General features: G+C 61.4%; 29 protein-coding genes and 1 pseudogene. All 30 read left to right on the top strand.

The genetic code is table 11. The features are described from left to right. Positions 1 to 720 (top strand): annotated as a pseudogene (gene fusA / locus RI841_RS01670) (elongation factor G); the annotation flags it as partial. A gap of 29 nt (positions 721 to 749) precedes the next feature. Beyond that, entirely contained in the window at positions 750 to 1,943 is a 1,194-nt protein-coding gene (tuf, locus tag RI841_RS01665; protein ID WP_310703791.1) for an elongation factor Tu, read from the top strand. 163 nt (positions 1,944 to 2,106) lie between these two features. After that, positions 2,107 to 2,418, top strand: a complete 312-nt coding sequence (gene rpsJ, locus RI841_RS01660; protein ID WP_010626466.1) for a 30S ribosomal protein S10 — start codon at positions 2,107 to 2,109, stop codon at positions 2,416 to 2,418. Positions 2,419 to 2,580: 162 nt separating this feature from the next. Then, the gene (gene rplC / locus RI841_RS01655) at positions 2,581 to 3,219 is read left to right on the top strand and encodes a 50S ribosomal protein L3 (protein ID WP_310703789.1); all 639 of its coding nucleotides are present in this window, start codon (positions 2,581 to 2,583) and stop codon (positions 3,217 to 3,219) included. 14 nt (positions 3,220 to 3,233) lie between these two features. Beyond that, positions 3,234 to 3,842 (top strand): 50S ribosomal protein L4, encoded by a 609-nt coding sequence (gene rplD / locus RI841_RS01650; protein ID WP_310703788.1) that lies wholly within the window; start codon positions 3,234 to 3,236, stop codon positions 3,840 to 3,842. Further along, positions 3,839 to 4,135 (top strand): 50S ribosomal protein L23, encoded by a 297-nt coding sequence (gene rplW / locus RI841_RS01645; RefSeq protein ID WP_133484155.1) that lies wholly within the window; start codon positions 3,839 to 3,841, stop codon positions 4,133 to 4,135. Before rplD ends, rplW begins: the two co-directional genes overlap by 4 nt. Positions 4,136 to 4,152: 17 nt before the next feature. Further along, a complete protein-coding gene (gene rplB / locus RI841_RS01640; RefSeq protein ID WP_310703787.1) occupies positions 4,153 to 4,983 on the top strand; it encodes a 50S ribosomal protein L2 in 831 nt (276 codons plus the stop codon). Positions 4,984 to 5,016: 33 nt separating this feature from the next. Next, positions 5,017 to 5,292 (top strand): 30S ribosomal protein S19, encoded by a 276-nt coding sequence (gene rpsS / locus RI841_RS01635; RefSeq protein WP_040183133.1) that lies wholly within the window; start codon positions 5,017 to 5,019, stop codon positions 5,290 to 5,292. A gap of 18 nt (positions 5,293 to 5,310) precedes the next feature. Beyond that, on the top strand, positions 5,311 to 5,643 hold the full coding sequence (gene rplV, locus RI841_RS01630; protein WP_040183132.1) for a 50S ribosomal protein L22: 333 nt from the start codon (positions 5,311 to 5,313) through the stop codon (positions 5,641 to 5,643). Positions 5,644 to 5,654: 11 nt separating this feature from the next. Beyond that, the gene (rpsC, locus tag RI841_RS01625; protein ID WP_250063413.1) at positions 5,655 to 6,353 is read left to right on the top strand and encodes a 30S ribosomal protein S3; all 699 of its coding nucleotides are present in this window, start codon (positions 5,655 to 5,657) and stop codon (positions 6,351 to 6,353) included. A gap of 15 nt (positions 6,354 to 6,368) precedes the next feature. Continuing rightward, entirely contained in the window at positions 6,369 to 6,782 is a 414-nt protein-coding gene (rplP, locus tag RI841_RS01620) for a 50S ribosomal protein L16 (protein ID WP_310703786.1), read from the top strand. Beyond that, positions 6,782 to 6,973, top strand: coding sequence for a 50S ribosomal protein L29 (rpmC, locus tag RI841_RS01615; protein ID WP_040183129.1), 192 nt, complete (start codon positions 6,782 to 6,784; stop codon positions 6,971 to 6,973). Before rplP ends, rpmC begins: the two co-directional genes overlap by 1 nt. Before the next feature lies 1 nt (position 6,974). Continuing rightward, complete coding sequence (rpsQ, locus tag RI841_RS01610) at positions 6,975 to 7,235, top strand: 30S ribosomal protein S17 (RefSeq protein WP_310703785.1); 261 nt, start codon at positions 6,975 to 6,977, stop codon at positions 7,233 to 7,235. 52 nt (positions 7,236 to 7,287) lie between these two features. After that, the gene (gene rplN, locus RI841_RS01605; RefSeq protein WP_040183127.1) at positions 7,288 to 7,659 is read left to right on the top strand and encodes a 50S ribosomal protein L14; all 372 of its coding nucleotides are present in this window, start codon (positions 7,288 to 7,290) and stop codon (positions 7,657 to 7,659) included. A gap of 14 nt (positions 7,660 to 7,673) precedes the next feature. Beyond that, on the top strand, positions 7,674 to 7,988 hold the full coding sequence (gene rplX, locus RI841_RS01600; RefSeq protein WP_040183125.1) for a 50S ribosomal protein L24: 315 nt from the start codon (positions 7,674 to 7,676) through the stop codon (positions 7,986 to 7,988). Positions 7,989 to 8,006: 18 nt separating this feature from the next. Next, complete coding sequence (gene rplE, locus RI841_RS01595; protein WP_310703784.1) at positions 8,007 to 8,546, top strand: 50S ribosomal protein L5; 540 nt, start codon at positions 8,007 to 8,009, stop codon at positions 8,544 to 8,546. 10 nt (positions 8,547 to 8,556) lie between these two features. Then, positions 8,557 to 8,862: a 30S ribosomal protein S14 gene (rpsN, locus tag RI841_RS01590; RefSeq protein ID WP_310703783.1), complete on the top strand. Its 306-nt coding sequence runs from the start codon at positions 8,557 to 8,559 to the stop codon at positions 8,860 to 8,862. Positions 8,863 to 8,894: 32 nt separating this feature from the next. Beyond that, on the top strand, positions 8,895 to 9,287 hold the full coding sequence (rpsH, locus tag RI841_RS01585; protein ID WP_310703782.1) for a 30S ribosomal protein S8: 393 nt from the start codon (positions 8,895 to 8,897) through the stop codon (positions 9,285 to 9,287). A gap of 9 nt (positions 9,288 to 9,296) precedes the next feature. Further along, positions 9,297 to 9,827, top strand: coding sequence for a 50S ribosomal protein L6 (gene rplF, locus RI841_RS01580; RefSeq protein WP_310703781.1), 531 nt, complete (start codon positions 9,297 to 9,299; stop codon positions 9,825 to 9,827). Between the two features lie 9 nt (positions 9,828 to 9,836). Next, positions 9,837 to 10,187 (top strand): 50S ribosomal protein L18, encoded by a 351-nt coding sequence (gene rplR / locus RI841_RS01575; RefSeq protein ID WP_310703780.1) that lies wholly within the window; start codon positions 9,837 to 9,839, stop codon positions 10,185 to 10,187. Between the two features lie 11 nt (positions 10,188 to 10,198). Then, on the top strand, positions 10,199 to 10,699 hold the full coding sequence (rpsE, locus tag RI841_RS01570; RefSeq protein ID WP_310703779.1) for a 30S ribosomal protein S5: 501 nt from the start codon (positions 10,199 to 10,201) through the stop codon (positions 10,697 to 10,699). A gap of 5 nt (positions 10,700 to 10,704) precedes the next feature. Beyond that, positions 10,705 to 10,887, top strand: a complete 183-nt coding sequence (gene rpmD / locus RI841_RS01565; protein WP_013331010.1) for a 50S ribosomal protein L30 — start codon at positions 10,705 to 10,707, stop codon at positions 10,885 to 10,887. Positions 10,888 to 10,890: 3 nt separating this feature from the next. Then, positions 10,891 to 11,325: a 50S ribosomal protein L15 gene (rplO, locus tag RI841_RS01560; RefSeq protein ID WP_310703778.1), complete on the top strand. Its 435-nt coding sequence runs from the start codon at positions 10,891 to 10,893 to the stop codon at positions 11,323 to 11,325. Continuing rightward, a complete protein-coding gene (gene secY / locus RI841_RS01555) occupies positions 11,326 to 12,657 on the top strand; it encodes a preprotein translocase subunit SecY (RefSeq protein WP_310703777.1) in 1,332 nt (443 codons plus the stop codon). It begins immediately after the preceding gene. Positions 12,658 to 12,731: 74 nt separating this feature from the next. Further along, a complete protein-coding gene (rpmJ, locus tag RI841_RS01550) occupies positions 12,732 to 12,845 on the top strand; it encodes a 50S ribosomal protein L36 (protein ID WP_009099023.1) in 114 nt (37 codons plus the stop codon). Positions 12,846 to 12,968: 123 nt separating this feature from the next. Next, entirely contained in the window at positions 12,969 to 13,325 is a 357-nt protein-coding gene (gene rpsM, locus RI841_RS01545) for a 30S ribosomal protein S13 (RefSeq protein ID WP_310703776.1), read from the top strand. Positions 13,326 to 13,364: 39 nt separating this feature from the next. Continuing rightward, entirely contained in the window at positions 13,365 to 13,751 is a 387-nt protein-coding gene (gene rpsK, locus RI841_RS01540) for a 30S ribosomal protein S11 (RefSeq protein ID WP_040183105.1), read from the top strand. Positions 13,752 to 13,763: 12 nt separating this feature from the next. Next, positions 13,764 to 14,384: a 30S ribosomal protein S4 gene (gene rpsD, locus RI841_RS01535; protein WP_108447061.1), complete on the top strand. Its 621-nt coding sequence runs from the start codon at positions 13,764 to 13,766 to the stop codon at positions 14,382 to 14,384. Between the two features lie 83 nt (positions 14,385 to 14,467). Next, positions 14,468 to 15,466, top strand: coding sequence for a DNA-directed RNA polymerase subunit alpha (locus tag RI841_RS01530; RefSeq protein WP_310703775.1), 999 nt, complete (start codon positions 14,468 to 14,470; stop codon positions 15,464 to 15,466). 39 nt (positions 15,467 to 15,505) lie between these two features. Further along, on the top strand, positions 15,506 to 15,892 hold the full coding sequence (rplQ, locus tag RI841_RS01525) for a 50S ribosomal protein L17 (protein WP_282734481.1): 387 nt from the start codon (positions 15,506 to 15,508) through the stop codon (positions 15,890 to 15,892). The last annotated feature ends 219 nt before the right edge of the window (positions 15,893 to 16,111 follow it).

Here is a 16,111-nt window from a genome sequence, read left to right as displayed (position 1 = left end):
ATCCTCGTCGACCGCATGCGTCGCGAGTTCAAGGTCGATGCCAACATCGGCAAGCCGCAGGTGGCCTATCGCGAGACCATCCGTGCCAAGGTCGAGCAGGAAGGCAAGTTCGTTCGCCAGTCCGGCGGTCGCGGTCAGTATGGTCATGTGCTGCTGCGCATCGAACCGCTTACTGCAGCGGACAAGGGCGAAGACGAGGAGATGCACTTCAAGTTCGCCTCGGAGATCGTTGGCGGCGTGGTTCCCAAGGAATACGTGCCGGCCGTCGAGAAAGGGGCCTACGAGCAGCTGCAGAACGGTGTCATCGCGGGCTACCCGATGATTGACGTCAAAGTCACGCTGTTCGACGGTTCCTACCACGACGTGGACTCTAACGAGACCGCGTTCAAGGTGGCCTCTTCCATGGCGGTCAAGGAAGGTGCCAAGAAGGCCAAGGCGGTGCTCCTCGAGCCTGTGATGAAGGTCGAGGTCGTGACCCCCGAGGAGTTCATGGGCGACGTCATGGGCGACCTGAACCGCCGTCGAGGCCTCGTCCAGGGCATGGATGACTCTTCCATGGGTAAGATCATCCGCGCCACGGTACCTCTGGCTGAGATGTTCGGTTATGCCACCGATCTGCGCTCTCAGACCCAGGGCCGCGCAAGCTACGTGATGGAGTTTGCGGACTACGAAGAGGCGCCGTCCAGCGTCGTTGAAGCCGTCATCAACCAGAACGGTTAACCGTTAGCTAACGTAAAGAGGTTATAGCAGTGGCTAAGGAAAAATTTGAACGTTCCAAACCGCACATCAACGTCGGTACCATCGGTCACGTCGACCACGGCAAGACCACGCTGACTGCGGCCCTGACTCGCGTTTCCGCCGAGGTGTTCGGCGGCGACTGGAGCGAGTTCGACGCCATCGACAATGCGCCGGAAGAGCGTGAGCGTGGTATCACCATCGCCACCTCTCACGTCGAGTACCAGTCCGAGACGCGTCACTACGCGCACGTAGACTGCCCGGGCCACGCCGACTACGTCAAGAACATGATCACCGGTGCTGCCCAGATGGACGGCGCTATCCTGGTCGTGTCCGCCGCCGACGGCCCCATGCCGCAGACTCGCGAGCACATCCTGCTGTCTCGCCAGGTCGGCGTGCCGTACATCGTCGTGTTCCTGAACAAGGCCGACATGGTCGATGACGAGGAGCTGCTCGAGCTGGTCGAGATGGAAGTCCGTGAACTCCTCGACGAGTATGACTTCCCGGGTGACGATACCCCGATCATCACCGGTTCCGCCCTGATGGCCCTGGAAGGCAAGGATGACAACGGCATGGGTACCACTGCCGTTGCCAACCTGATCAAGGCCCTGGACGAGTACATTCCGGAGCCCGAGCGTGCCATCGATCAGCCGTTCCTGATGCCGATCGAGGACGTCTTCTCCATCTCCGGCCGCGGTACCGTGGTCACCGGCCGCGTCGAGCGCGGTGTGGTCAAGGCTGGCGAGGAAGTCGAGATCGTCGGTATCAAGGACACCGTCAAGACCGTCGTCACCGGCGTCGAGATGTTCCGCAAGCTGCTCGACGAAGGTCGTGCTGGTGAAAACGTCGGCGCGCTGCTGCGCGGCACCAAGCGTGATGACGTCGAGCGTGGCCAGGTCCTGGCCAAGCCGCGTACCATCACGCCGCACACCAAGTTCGAGGCCGAGGTGTACGTGCTGTCCAAGGACGAGGGTGGTCGTCACACTCCGTTCTTCAAGGGCTATCGTCCGCAGTTCTACTTCCGTACCACCGACATCACCGGTACCTGTGAACTGCCGGAAGGCGTCGAGATGGTCATGCCGGGTGACAACGTCAAGATGGTTGTCACCTTGATTGCCCCGATCGCCATGGATGATGGCCTGCGCTTCGCCATCCGTGAAGGCGGCCGCACCGTCGGCGCTGGCGTCGTGGCCAAGATCATCGAGTAAGCGTTTCGCCGCTTGATCGATCAAAGGGGGCTCCACCAGGAGCCCCCTTTCTGCGCACCGGAAGCGAGTGTTTGACTCTCGTTTCCGGCGTGCCTATAATGCGCATCCTTTGAATGCGTGGGTTGACGGCTCGCGCCGTCAGAATCCATTGGAGTTAGGGCAAATGCAGAACCAGAAGATTCGCATTAGGTTGAAGGCTTTCGACCATCGCCTGATCGACCAGTCCGCCGCGGAGATCGTAGATACCGCCAAGCGTACCGGCGCCCAGGTCCGTGGTCCGATTCCTCTGCCGACCAATCGCGAGCGTTATACCGTGCTGATCTCTCCGCACGTCAACAAGGACGCGCGCGATCAGTACGAGATTCGTACTCACAAGCGGGTGCTCGATATCGTCGAGCCCACCGAAAAGACCGTTGATGCCCTGATGAAGCTCGACCTCGCCGCTGGCGTGGACGTGCAGATCAAGCTCGACTGACACCACACTAGACACTCGCGGCCCAGCGCCTGGTCTGTCGACACGAAGACAGCGCCACGCAGCAGCCGCCGCGCCGTGAGGCGCCACACAACGTGCTAGTGGAATGCTCTGGAAAGGGCAGCCATAGCGGGTGACAGCCCCGTACACTATAGGAGACTGAGAATGACTATCGGTTTAGTCGGTAGGAAGGCCGGGATGACCCGTGTCTTCACCGAAGATGGCGCATCCGTGCCCGTGACCGTGATCGAGGTTGAGCCCAACCGCGTGACACGCGTGAAGTCCGTCGAGTCCGATGGCTACGCCGCGGTGCAGGTGACAACCGGCTCCCGCAAGGCCAAGCATCTGTCGAAAGCCCAGGCCGGGCAGTTCGCCAAGGCAGGTGTCGAGGCCGGTCGTTCGCTGATGGAGTTCCGCCTGGCAGAAGGCGACGAGGCTCCGGAAGTGGGCGGCGAGCTCACCGTATCCCTCTTCGAAGCTGGTCAGACGATCGACGTGACCGGCACCTCCAAGGGCAAGGGATTCCAGGGCGCCGTCAAGCGCTGGAACTTCCGCACCCAGGACAACACCCACGGTAACTCCCTGGCCCACCGTGCGCCGGGTTCCATCGGCATGTGCCAGACGCCGGGCCGCGTGTTCAAGGGCAAGAAGATGGCCGGCCAGATGGGCAATGTTCGCTGTACCGTGCAGAGCCTGGAAGTCGTCCGTGTCGACGCCGAACGCAATCTGCTGCTGATCAAGGGTGCCGTACCTGGTGCCACCGGCAGTGATGTCATCGTGCGCAGCGCCGTCAAAGCAGGCTGAAGGGGAACTTACCGATGAATCTGAATCTTGCAGGTGCAGGCGCCGGTACTGTCGAAGTATCTGATGCCACCTTTGGCAAAGAATTCAACGAGGCCCTCGTGCACCAGGTCGTCACCGCCTATCTGGCCGGTGGGCGCCAGGGTACTCGTGCCCAGAAGAATCGCTCCGACGTGCGTGGCGGGGGCAAGAAGCCGTGGCGCCAGAAGGGCACCGGTCGTGCCCGTGCCGGCACCATCCGTTCGCCGATCTGGCGTGGTGGCGGTGTGACCTTTGCGGCCCGTCCGCAGGACCATTCCCAGAAGGTCAACCGCAAGATGTACCGCGCGGCCATGCGCTCGATCCTCTCTGAGCTGGTTCGCCAGGAGCGCCTGGTGGCTGTCGACGGTTTTGCTGTCGAAGCGCCCAAGACCAAGCAGCTGGTTGCCAAGCTCGAAGAGCTGGGCCTGGAAAAGGTGTTGATCGTCACCGAAGAAGTGGACGAGAACCTGTACCTCGCCGCCCGCAACATCCCCAGCGTGGATGTGGTGGATGTCGCCGCTGCCGATCCGGTGAGCCTGGTCGCCTTCGACAAGGTGCTGGTCACCGTCTCCGCTCTGCGTAAATTCGAGGAGAAGCTGGCATGAACCAGGAACGTGTATTCAAGGTTCTGCTCGGTCCGCACGTGACCGAGAAGGCCGCCATGGCCGCCGAGCGCAACCAGTACGTGTTCAAGGTGGCAGGCGACGCGACCAAGCCCGAGATCAAGGCTGCCGTGCAGGAGCTGTTCGGCAAGAAGGTCGACCGTGTTCAGGTGCTGAACATGAAGGGCAAGACCAAGCGCACCGCGCAGGGTCTGGGTCACCGCAAGGGTTATCGCAAGGCGTACGTGACACTGGCCGCCGGCGAGACGCTTGAAGACTTCTCTGGCGCCGAATAAGGGCAGGAGTACGGATCATGGCAATCGTCAAGACTAAACCCACATCCGCCGGTCGTCGCCACGTCGTCAAGATCGTTGGTGAGGAGCTGTACAAGGGCCGCGCCTACGCGCCGCTGCTCGAGAAACAGTCCAAGTCCGGTGGCCGTAACAACTACGGTCGCATCACCACCCGCCACGTGGGCGGTGGTCACCGTCATCACTACCGGCTCATCGACTTCAAGCGCACCAAGGATGGCATTCCTGCCACCGTCGAGCGCCTGGAGCATGACCCGAACCGCAGCGCACACATTGCCCTGCTCAAGTACCTCGACGGCGAGCGTCGCTACATCATCGCGCCCAAGGGCGTGAGCGCCGGCGACCGTCTCGAATCCGGTGTCAACGCGCCCATCAAGAAGGGCAATGCGTTGCCGCTGCGCAACATCCCGTTGGGTTCCACCGTGCACTGCATCGAGCTCAAGCCCGGCAAGGGTGCCCAGCTTGCTCGCAGCGCCGGCACCAGCGCCCAGCTGGTCGCCCGCGAAGGCAACTACGCCACCCTGCGTCTGCGCTCCGGCGAGATGCGCAAGGTGCTGGCCGAGTGCCGCGCGACCCTGGGAGAGGTGAGCAACTCCGAGCACAGCCTGCGTCAGCTTGGCAAGGCCGGTGCGAAGCGCTGGAGAGGCGTGCGTCCGACCGTTCGCGGCGTGGCCATGAACCCGGTGGATCACCCGCACGGCGGCGGCGAAGGCCGCAGCAGTGGCGGCCGCCACCCGGTCTCCCCGTGGGGCATCCCCACCAAGGGCCACAAGACCCGCAAGAACAAGCGCACCGACAAGCTGATCATCCGTCGCCGCAAGGCCCGGAAATAAGATCCAACGCCAAGACATCAAGAGGTAACGGCTGTGCCACGTTCACTGAAGAAAGGTCCCTTTATTGACCTTCATCTTTTGAAGAAGGTTGAGACTGCAGTGGAGAAGAGCGACCGAAAACCGATCAAGACCTGGTCGCGTCGCTCGATGATCCTGCCCAACATGGTCGGGCTCACCATTGCAGTCCATAACGGTCGCCAACACGTCCCGGTGCACGTCTCCGAGGAAATGGTTGGCCACAAGCTGGGCGAATTCGCTGCTACCCGCCTCTATCGCGGTCATGCGGCGGACAAGAAAGCCAAACGGTAAGCCAGAGAGGATTGAGAGATGGAAGTCACAGCAAAGCTGCGTGGCGCTCGTTTATCCGCCCAGAAGGCCCGTTTGGTGGCTGACCAGGTGCGCGGTAAACCGGTCGCCGAGGCGCTCGACCTGCTGACCTTCTCCCCGAAGAAGGCCGCGAAGCTGGTCAAGAAGGTGCTGCAGTCCGCCATCGCGAACGCGGAAGAAAACGACGGCATGGATATCGACGAGCTGCGTGTCTCGACCATCTGCGTCGATGAGGGCATGACGCTCAAGCGCATCCGTCCGCGCGCCAAGGGCCGTGCGGATCGCATCCTGAAGCGCACCTGCCACATCACCGTCAAGGTAGCCGAGAAGTAGGAGTCGACCAGATGGGTCAGAAAGTCAATCCCACAGGCATTCGCCTGGGTATCGTCAAGGACCATACCTCGGTGTGGTATGCCGAGCGCGGCGCCTATGCCGACAAGCTGAACAGCGACCTCGAAGTGCGTCGCTTCCTGGAAGAGCGCCTGAAGAATGCGTCCGTGAGCCGCATTCACATTGAGCGCCCGGCCAACAACGCTCGCATCACGATTCACACGGCCCGTCCGGGCATCGTGATCGGCAAGAAAGGCGAAGACGTCGACCGGCTGCGTCGTGACGTTACCGCGATGATGGGTGTGCCCGTGCACGTCAACATCGAGGAAGTCCGCAAGCCGGAACTCGATGCCAAGCTCGTCGCGCAGAACATCGCCGGTCAGCTCGAGCGTCGTGTGATGTTCCGTCGTGCCATGAAGCGTGCCGTGCAGAACGCCATGCGCCTGGGCGCCGGCGGCATCAAGGTGCAGCTCTCCGGTCGCCTCGGTGGCGCGGAAATCGCCCGCACCGAGTGGTACCGCGAAGGTCGCGTCCCGCTGCATACCTTGCGCGCAGACATCGACTACGCCACCTACGAGGCCAAGACCACCTACGGCATCATTGGTGTCAAGGTCTGGGTCTTCAAGGGTGAAATCCTCGGGGGCATCGAGGAGGTCCGCGCCAAGGCGAAACAGCCGCAGGCCGCGCCCTCTAAGAAGAAAGGTTCCAGGTAAGGGGAGAGCGAGTCGATGTTACAACCCAAGCGTATGAAATTCCGCAAGGTGCAGAAGGGCCGCAACCGTGGCCTGGCGCATCGCGGAAGCAAGATTAGCTTCGGCGAGTATGGCCTCAAGGCCACTGGCCGGGGCCGTGTCACCGCCCGTCAGATCGAGGCTGGTCGTCGTGCGATCACGCGTCACGTCAAGCGTGGCGGCAAGATCTGGATCCGCGTCTTCCCGGACAAGCCGATTTCCAAGAAGCCATTGGAAGTCCGCATGGGTAAAGGGAAGGGCTCTGTTGAGTACTGGGTCGCACAGATCCAGCCGGGTCGGGTCCTGTACGAGATCGAAGGCGTTTCCGAGGAGCTGGCCCGCGAGGCATTTGCCCTGGCTGCCCAGAAGTTCCCGGTCTCCACCACCTTTGTGAAACGGACGGTGATGTGATGAAAGCCCAGGAAATTCGTGAGAAGTCAGCCGAGCAGCTCCAGGAGCAGCTTTTCGAACTCCTCCGTGAGCAGTTCAACCTGCGCATGCAGAAGGCCACCGGTCAGCTGAGCCAGACTCATCTGCTCAAGCAGGTTCGTCGGGACATTGCCCGCGTGAAGACTGTGCTCAACGAGAAGGCAGGTGACTGAGATGGCCGAAGAGAAGAAAGCCCGTACGCTCACCGGCAAGGTGGTGAGCGACAAGATGGACAAGTCCATTGTTGTGATGATCGAGCGTCGTGAGCGCCACCCGATCTACGGCAAATACGTCAAGCGCTCCACCAAGCTGCACGCCCATGACGAATCGAACCAGGCCAAGGCTGGCGACACGGTGTCCATTCAGGAATGCCGTCCGCTGTCGAAGAACAAGGCCTGGGCCCTGATCGAAGTCGTCGAACAGGCCAAGGGTTGATCGGCTCGCGCCGATCAATCCAGTGCAGTCAGATTAGGTTTGGAGAAAACCGATGATTCAGACTCAGACAATGCTGGATGTCGCCGACAACAGCGGAGCGCGCCGGGTGCAGTGCATCAAGGTGCTGGGCGGTTCCCACCGCCGCTATGCCCGCGTCGGTGACATCATCAAGGTCACGGTGAAGGAAGCCATTCCGCGTGGCAAGGTCAAGAAGGGCCAGGTCCTCAAGGCGGTGGTGGTTCGCACCCGTAGTGGCGTCCGTCGTAACGACGGTTCGCTGATCCGCTTCGATGGAAATGCGGCTGTGCTGTTGAACAACACCAACGATCAGCCGATCGGCACCCGTATCTTCGGGCCGGTGACGCGTGAGCTTCGCAACGAGAAGTTCATGAAGATCATTTCCTTGGCGCCTGAAGTGCTGTAAGGAGCGAGGCGGATATGCAAAAAATCAAACGTGACGATGAAGTGATCGTCATCGCCGGCAAGGACAAGGGCAAGCGTGGCACCGTCAAGCGGGTACTCGAAAACCGTTTTGTGGTGTCCGGTGTGAACATGATCAAGCGTCACACCAAGCCCAACCCGATGGCGGGCAACCAGGGCGGTATCGTCGAGCGCGAGGCACCGATTCACGCGTCCAACGTGGCCATCTTCAACCAGGAGACCGGCAAAGCGGATCGCGTCGGCTTCCAGGTTCAGGAAGACGGTACCAAGGTACGTATCTACAAGTCGACGCAGTCGCAGATCGACGCCTAACGCGAGTCGGATAGCAAAATGGCGAACTTGAAAGAACGTTATCAGAACGAGGTGGTGGCTCAACTCCAAGAGCAGTTCAGCTACGCCAACGTGATGCAGGTACCACGGGTCACCAAGGTGACTCTGAACATGGGTATCGGCGATGCGACCAGCGACAAGAAGCTGATCGACAACGCCATCGGCGACCTGGAGAAGCTTTCCGGTCAGAAGCCGTTGGTGACCAAGGCACGTAAGTCCATCGCGGGCTTCAAGGTGCGTGAAGGCTGGCCGATCGGGATCAAGGTGACCCTGCGCTCCGAGCGCATGTGGGACTTCCTCGATCGCCTGGTGAATATCGCGATCCCCCGCGTTCGTGACTTCCGTGGTCTCAACCCGAAGTCCTTCGACGGTCGTGGCAACTACTCCATGGGGGTGCGTGAGCAGATCATCTTCCCGGAGATCGAGTATGATAAGATCGATCGGATCCGTGGTCTGGATGTCACCATCACCACCACCGCCAAAACCGATGATGAAGGTCGCGCGCTCCTCGGCGCGTTGAACTTCCCGTTCAAGAAATAAGGGTGGGATCATGGCAAAGAAAGGTATGGTAGAGCGCGAGCTCAAGCGCACCAAGCTGGTGGCGAAGTACGCCGCCAAGCGTGCCGAGCTCAAGGCGGTCATCCAGGACGTCAACGCTACTGACGAAGAGCGCTTCGACGCGCAGCTCAAGCTGCAGCAGTTGCCGCGCGACTCCAGCCCGGTGCGTCAGCGTAACCGCTGTCGCATCACTGGCCGTCCGCACGGCTACTACACCAAGTTCGGCCTCGGCCGCAACAAGCTGCGTGAAGCCGCCATGCGTGGCGACGTGCCCGGCCTCAAGAAGTCCAGCTGGTAACGCCACGTAGAATCATCAGGAGCGCAACGTAAATGAGCATGCAAGACACTCTGGCGGATATGTTCACCCGTATCCGCAATGCGCAGATGGCCACCAAGGAGACGGTTTCCATGCCGTCCTCCAAGCTCAAGGTCGAGGTGGCCCGCGTGCTGAAGGAAGAGGGCTTCATTAGCGACTTCGCCGTCAGCGAAACCGCCAAGCCCGAGCTGACCGTGAGCCTGAAGTATTTCGAAGGCAAACCGGTCATCGAGCACCTGCAGCGGGTTTCCAAGCCGTCCCTGCGCCAGTACAAGGGCAAGGACGCGCTGCCGAAGGTCGCCGAAGGTCTGGGCGTTGCTATCGTCACCACCTCCAATGGGGTGATGACCGATCGCGCGGCGCGTCAGGCAGGTGTCGGTGGTGAAGTCATCTGCACCGTATTCTAGGAGTTTGGAATGTCCCGCGTAGCCAAATATCCGGTCAAATTGCCCGCAGGCGTCGAGGTCAAGCTCGACGGTGACCAGTTGTCCGTCAAGGGCAGCCAGGGCACCCTGCCCCTGACCGTTCACCCCGATGTGGTGATCGGCCAGGAAGAGGGGCAGCTGACCTTCCAGCCGAGCGAGTCCGCCAAGAGCTGGGCAATGGTCGGTACCACCCGTGCCCTGGTCCAGAACCTGGTCACCGGTGTCAGCGAGGGCTTCACCAAGAGCCTCGAAATCATCGGCGTCGGTTATCGTGCCCAGGCCAAGGGCCAGACGCTCAATCTTACACTGGGCTTCTCGCACCCGGTCGACTACACGCTGCCTGAAGGTGTCACGGCGGAAACGCCCAAGAACACCGTCATCGTGCTGAAAAGCGCGGACAAGCAGAAGCTCGGCCAGTGTGCTGCGGAAATCCGCGCCTTCCGTCCGCCTGAACCCTACAAGGGCAAGGGTGTCCGGTACGCCGACGAGCAGGTGCGTCGCAAAGAAGCCAAGAAGAAGTAAGGCAGGGTTATGAACGCGAAGAAAGAATCTCGTCTCCGTCGTGCCCGCCGTGCTCGCGCCAAGATCCGCGAGCTGGGCGTGTATCGCCTGTGCGTCAACCGTACCCCACGCCACATCTATGCGCAGATCATCTCGCCGGATGGTGGCAAGGTCCTCGCCAGCGCTTCCACGCTGGACAAGGCCCTGCGCGAGGGTACGACCGGCAATGCCGACGCCGCCGCCAAGGTGGGCGCCATGATTGCCGAACGCGCCAAGCAGGCTGGCATCACCCAGGTGGCCTTCGATCGTGCCGGCTTCAAGTATCACGGTCGTGTGAAGGCCTTGGCCGACGCCGCTCGTGAAGGCGGCCTGGAATTCTAAAGGGTTTTACGATGGCGAAGAATGAACAGCAAAGCGGCGATCTGCAGGAAAAGCTCGTGCAGATCAACCGTGTCGCCAAGGTGGTCAAGGGTGGCCGAATCTTCGGTTTCACCGCCCTGACCGTCGTGGGTGACGGTAACGGTCGTGTGGGTTTCGGTCGTGGCAAGGCGCGTGAAGTGCCGGTCGCGATTCAGAAGGCCATGGACCAGGCGCGTCGCAACATGGTCAAGGTGAACCTCACCGGTGGCACCCTGCAGTACCCGGTCAAGGCCCGTCACGGTGCCTCCAAGGTGTATATGCAGCCGGCCTCCGAGGGTACCGGGATCATCGCCGGCGGTGCCATGCGCTCCGTGCTCGAACTGGCCGGCGTGCATAACGTCCTGGCCAAGTGCTACGGCTCCACCAACCCGGTGAACGTGGTGCGGGCGACCGTCAATGGTCTGGCCTCCCTGCAGTCGCCGGAAGACGTGGCCGCCAAGCGCGGTCTGTCTGTCGAAGCGATCACGGGGTAAGGTTCATGTCAGCAACGATCAAGGTTACCCAGACCCGCAGTACCATCGGCGTACTGGCCAAGCACAAGGCCACCATGAAGGGCCTCGGCCTGCGTCGCATCGGTCACACGGTTGAACTGGAAGACACCCCTGCCGTCCGCGGCATGATCCACAAGGTCAACTACCTTGTGCGTGTTGAGGGAGAGTAATCCATGAAACTCAATAGCCTGAGCCCGGCACCGGGCTCCAAGCACGCCGAGAAGCGCGTCGGCCGTGGCATCGGCTCCGGTCTGGGCAAGACCGGTGGCCGTGGCCACAAGGGCCTCAAGTCGCGCAGCGGCGGCAGCGTGAAGCCCGGTTTCGAGGGCGGCCAGATGCCGCTGCAGCGGCGCCTGCCCAAGTTCGGTTTCACTTCCGCGAAGTCCCTGGTCTCCGAGGAAGTGCGTCTTGCCGAGCTGGCCCGTGTTGCGGGTGACGAGGTCACCCTGGACACCCTCAAGCAGGCCAATGTGCTGAAGGATGCCACCAAGCATGCCAAGGTGATCCTGTCCGGCGAACTGAACAAGGCGGTCACGGTCCGCGGCATCAAGGTCACCAAGGGTGCCCGTGCCGCGATCGAAGCCGCTGGCGGCAAGGTAGAGGACTAAATGGCCAAGTCAGGAAACATGCCGGCGACGGGCAGCGGTCTGGGTGAACTCTGGGCGCGTCTGCGCTTCGTGCTCCTCGCCATCGTGGTCTACCGTATCGGTGCCCACATCCCCGTTCCCGGTATCAATCCTGACCAGCTTGCTGCCTTGTTCAGGGAGCAGCAGGGCACCATCCTGGGCATGTTCAACATGTTCTCGGGGGGCGCCCTGGAGCGCATGAGCATCATGGCGCTGGGTATCATGCCCTACATCTCGGCGTCGATCATCATGCAGCTGATGACCGCGGTCTCGCCACATCTCGAGCAGTTGAAGAAGGAAGGCGAGGCCGGCCGCCGCAAGATCAGCCAGTACACGCGCTACGGCACCGTGCTGCTGGCCTTGGTCCAGGCCACCGGCATGTCGGTGGGCCTGGCCAGTCAGGGGATCGCCTACACGGCCGACTTCAGCTTCTATTTCACCGCCATCGTGACGTTCGTCACCGGGGCGGTGTTCCTGATGTGGCTGGGTGAACAGATCACCGAGAAGGGTATTGGCAACGGCATCTCGCTGTTGATCTTCTCGGGGATCGTTGCCGGTCTGCCGAGCGCCGTGGGGCAGGCCTTCGAGCTGGCTCGCAACGAGGGGGCGTGGAACGTCCTGCCGCTGCTGGCCCTCACCGTGCTGGGTGTGGCCACCGTGGCCTTCGTGGTCTTCATCGAGCGCGGCCAGCGCCGCCTCACGGTGAACTACCCACGTCGCCAGGTCGGCAACAAGATGTATGCCGGCCAGAGCAGCTATCTGCCGCTCAAGGTCAACATGGCGGGTGTGATTCCGGCGATCTTCGCTTCCAGCATCCTGCTGTTCCCGGCCTCGCTGGGCCAGTGGGTCGGTGCCGGCGATGGCATGGAGTGGCTGCAGCGTGCGTCCCAGGCCCTGGGGCCGGGTCAACCGCTTTACATCTTGCTTTTCGGCGCGGCGGTGGTATTCTTCTGCTTCTTTTACACAGCGCTGGTCTTCAACCCCAAGGATGTCGCTGACAATCTCAAGAAGTCAGGGGCCTTCCTGCCGGGCATTCGCCCTGGCGAGCAGACCGCTCGCTACATCGACAAGGTCATGACCCGTCTGACTCTGTTCGGTGCCCTCTACATCACTGCGGTTTCCCTGATGCCCCAGTTCCTGATCGTGGCCTGGAACGTGCCGTTCTTCTTTGGCGGTACCTCGCTGCTGATCGTGGTGGTGGTCATCATGGACTTCATGGCCCAGGTGCAGTCGCACCTCATGTCGAACCAGTACGAGTCGGTGATGAAGAAGTCCAACCTGAAAGGCTACGGTAGCGGCGGCATCATGCGCTGAGGCGTCGCTGGCGATTTGGTGCGCCGCGAGCTGGGTTTCGGCTCGCGGCGCGAGCCAACTTTGGAGATGGAACGATGAAAGTTCGAGCTTCCGTGAAGAAAATGTGCCGCAACTGCAAGATCATTCGTCGCAATGGCGCCGTGCGCGTCATCTGCATCGAACCGCGGCACAAGCAGCGCCAGGGTTGATCCCGACGCTGCATTAAACCGGGTGCCGGCATGTCCCTTGTCCTCGAGCGAGGAAAGGGGTATGCTGTTGCGCCTTTTGTAGATGATTAATCGAGCAAGCCGCTCAAATTTCGGAGTAAGCTGATGGCCCGTATTGCAGGCGTCAATATCCCGGACAACAAGCATGCGGCGATCTCGCTGACCTATATCTTCGGGATTGGCCGTACTCGCGCTCAGGATATCTGTGCCGCGACCGGCATCGCGCCGACCACCAAGATCCAGGAGCTGTCCTCTGAGGAAGTGGACTCCCTGCGTAGTGAAATCGGCAAGTACACCGTGGAAGGTGACCTGCGTCGTGATGTCACGCTTAACATCAAGCGTCTCATGGACCTGGGTTGCTATCGTGGTCTGCGTCATCGTCGTGGTCTTCCGCTGCGTGGTCAGCGTACCAAGACCAATGCGCGTACCCGCAAGGGCCCGCGCAAGCCGATCCGCAAATAACACGCACGTTCTGGCGTAAAGACAGGAATAGACATCAACATGGCTAACCCGCGTAGCAACCGTAAAAAGGTTAAAAAGCAGGTAGTGGATGCCATCGCGCATATCCATGCCTCTTTTAACAACACGATCATTACGATCACAGACCGCCAGGGCAACGCCCTTTCCTGGGCGACTGCCGGTGGTTCGGGTTTTCGTGGTTCTCGCAAGAGCACCCCGTTCGCTGCTCAAGTGGCAAGCGAGCGTGCAGCGACCGCTGCAGCCGAGTATGGTGTGAAAAACGTCGACGTGCTGGTCAAGGGCCCCGGTCCTGGCCGTGAATCCGCCGTGCGCGCGCTAAATGCCGCCGGCTTCCGCGTGCAGAGCATCACCGACGCGACGCCCATTCCCCACAATGGCTGCCGTCCGCCGAAGAAACGCCGCGTTTAAGGAGACAGATTCATGGCTCGTTACATTGGACCGAAGTGCAAACTGTCTCGTCGTGAGGGGACCGACCTCTTCCTCAAGAGCGGTGTCACTCCCTTCGAGAAGAAGTGCAAATCCGAGCAGATCCCGGGTGTGCACGGCCAGCGCCGTCAGCGTCTTTCCGACTACGGCTTGCAGCTTCGCGAGAAGCAGAAAGTACGTCGCATGTACGGCGTACTCGAGAAGCAGTTCCGCAACTACTACAAGGAAGCAGCCCGCCTGAAGGGCGCGACCGGCGAGTTGTTGCTGCAGCTTCTCGAATCCCGACTGGACAACGTCGTCTACCGCATGGGCTTCGGCTCCACGCGCTCCGAGGCGCGTCAGCTGGTCAGTCACAAGGCGATCGCCGTCAACGGCAAGACCGTCAACGTGGCGTCCTACCAGGTCAAGCCCGGTGACGTGGTCTCCGTGCGCGAGAAGGCGAAGAACCAGGCGCGCATCCAGACTTCCCTGGCCATCGCCGCCAACCGCGGTGACGTGGTGTGGGTCGAGACCGATGCCAAGAAGATGGAAGGCACTTTCAAGGCTCTGCCCGAACGCGGTGACCTGTCTGCCGACATCAACGAAAACCTGATCGTCGAGCTGTACTCCAAGTAAGCGGCGCCCGCGTCGTGCCGCTCCCGCTCGCGGGAGCGGCCGAGAGTACCGACAATCCGTTTGGCAGCCTGAAAGGTGTTCATATGCAGCGTTCAGTGACAGAGTTTCTCCGTCCTCGCGACATCAAGGTCGAAGAGATCAGCGCACACCACGCTAAGATCGTGCTCGAACCCTTCGAGCGGGGCTTCGGCCACACGCTGGGGAATGCCCTGCGTCGCATCCTGCTCTCGTCCATGCCCGGCTGTGCCGTGGTGGAGGCCGAGATCGCCGGTGTCGAACACGAGTACAGCGCGATCGAGGGCGTCCAGGAAGATGTCATCGAAATCCTCCTGAACCTCAAGGACGTGGCGCTTCGGATGCACAGCCGCGACGAGGCAGTGCTCTCGCTGAACAAGCAGGGGCCGGCCGTCGTGACTGCAGGGGATATCGCCCTCGACCATGATGTCGAGATCGTCAACCCCGAGCATGTCATCGCCCACGTCAACGAGGGTGCCGAGCTGAAGATGCAGCTCAAGGTCGCTCGCGGCCGCGGCTATGAGCCGGCGGACGTTCGTGGCGGTGCCGACGACGAGTCGCGCGCCATCGGTCGCCTGCAGCTGGATGCTACCTTCAGCCCCGTACGCCGGGTTTCCTACAGCGTCGAGGCTGCACGTGTCGAACAGCGCACCGACCTCGACAAGTTGATCATCAACCTGGAAACCGACGGCACCCTGGATCCGGAAGAGGCGATCCGTCGCAGTGCGACCATCCTTCAGGAGCAGCTGGCCGCCTTCGTCGATCTGGAAGCCGACAAGGAACAGGAAGTGGTGGAGGAAGAGGATCACATCGATCCGATCCTGCTGCGCCCCGTAGACGATCTCGAGTTGACCGTTCGCAGCGCCAACTGCCTGAAGGCCGAGAACATCTACTACATCGGGGATCTGATCCAGCGCACCGAGGTGGAGTTGCTGAAGACCCCCAATCTCGGCAAGAAGTCCCTGAACGAGATCAAGGACGTGTTGGCCGCCCGCGGGCTTTCTCTGGGCATGCGGCTGGAAAACTGGCCGCCGGCAAGCCTGAAGGACGACAAGGCCTCCGCGTGAGCCTCGACTCGAGTCCCAGTTTGGTAAGGAATCACAACCATGCGTCATCGTAAGAGTGGTCGTCACCTGAATCGCACCAGCTCGCACCGCCAGGCCATGTTCAAGAACATGTCCGTCTCGCTGGTCGAGCACGAAGTGATCAAGACAACCCTGCCCAAGGCCAAGGAGCTGCGTCGTGTCATCGAGCCGCTCATCACCCTGGCCAAGCAGGACAGCGTTGCCAATCGTCGTCTGGCCTTCAGCCGCACCCGCTCGAAGGAAGCGGTCGGCAAGCTCTTCAACGAGCTGGGTCCGCGTTACGCCGAGCGTCCGGGCGGTTACGTCCGTATTCTCAAGTGCGGCTACCGCACTGGCGACAACGCCCCCATGGCCTTCGTCGAACTGGTCGACCGTCCGGTCGTCGAGGAAGCCGCCGCCGAGGAGTGATCCTCGACCGGCCTTCCGCCAGTGGCACGCCAAACCGGCTCCTCAAGGGGAGCCGGTTTTTTGATTCCAGCGACAAGCGCCGTGCACCGAGCTACAAGTAACCCCGAGACATTTTTCCGGAGTTTACTTGTTGCCAGGCTGTCTCATGCTGCTCGCTGGCAGCTTGGCAGCTTGGCAGCTTGGCAGCTTGGCAGCTTGGCAGCTTGGCAGCTTGGCAGC

The organism is Halomonas sp. (genome assembly GCF_031581305.1).
Taxonomy (GTDB): Bacteria; Pseudomonadota; Gammaproteobacteria; order Pseudomonadales; family Halomonadaceae; genus Halomonas.
This window is presented reverse-complemented; position numbering and strand designations above follow the sequence as displayed.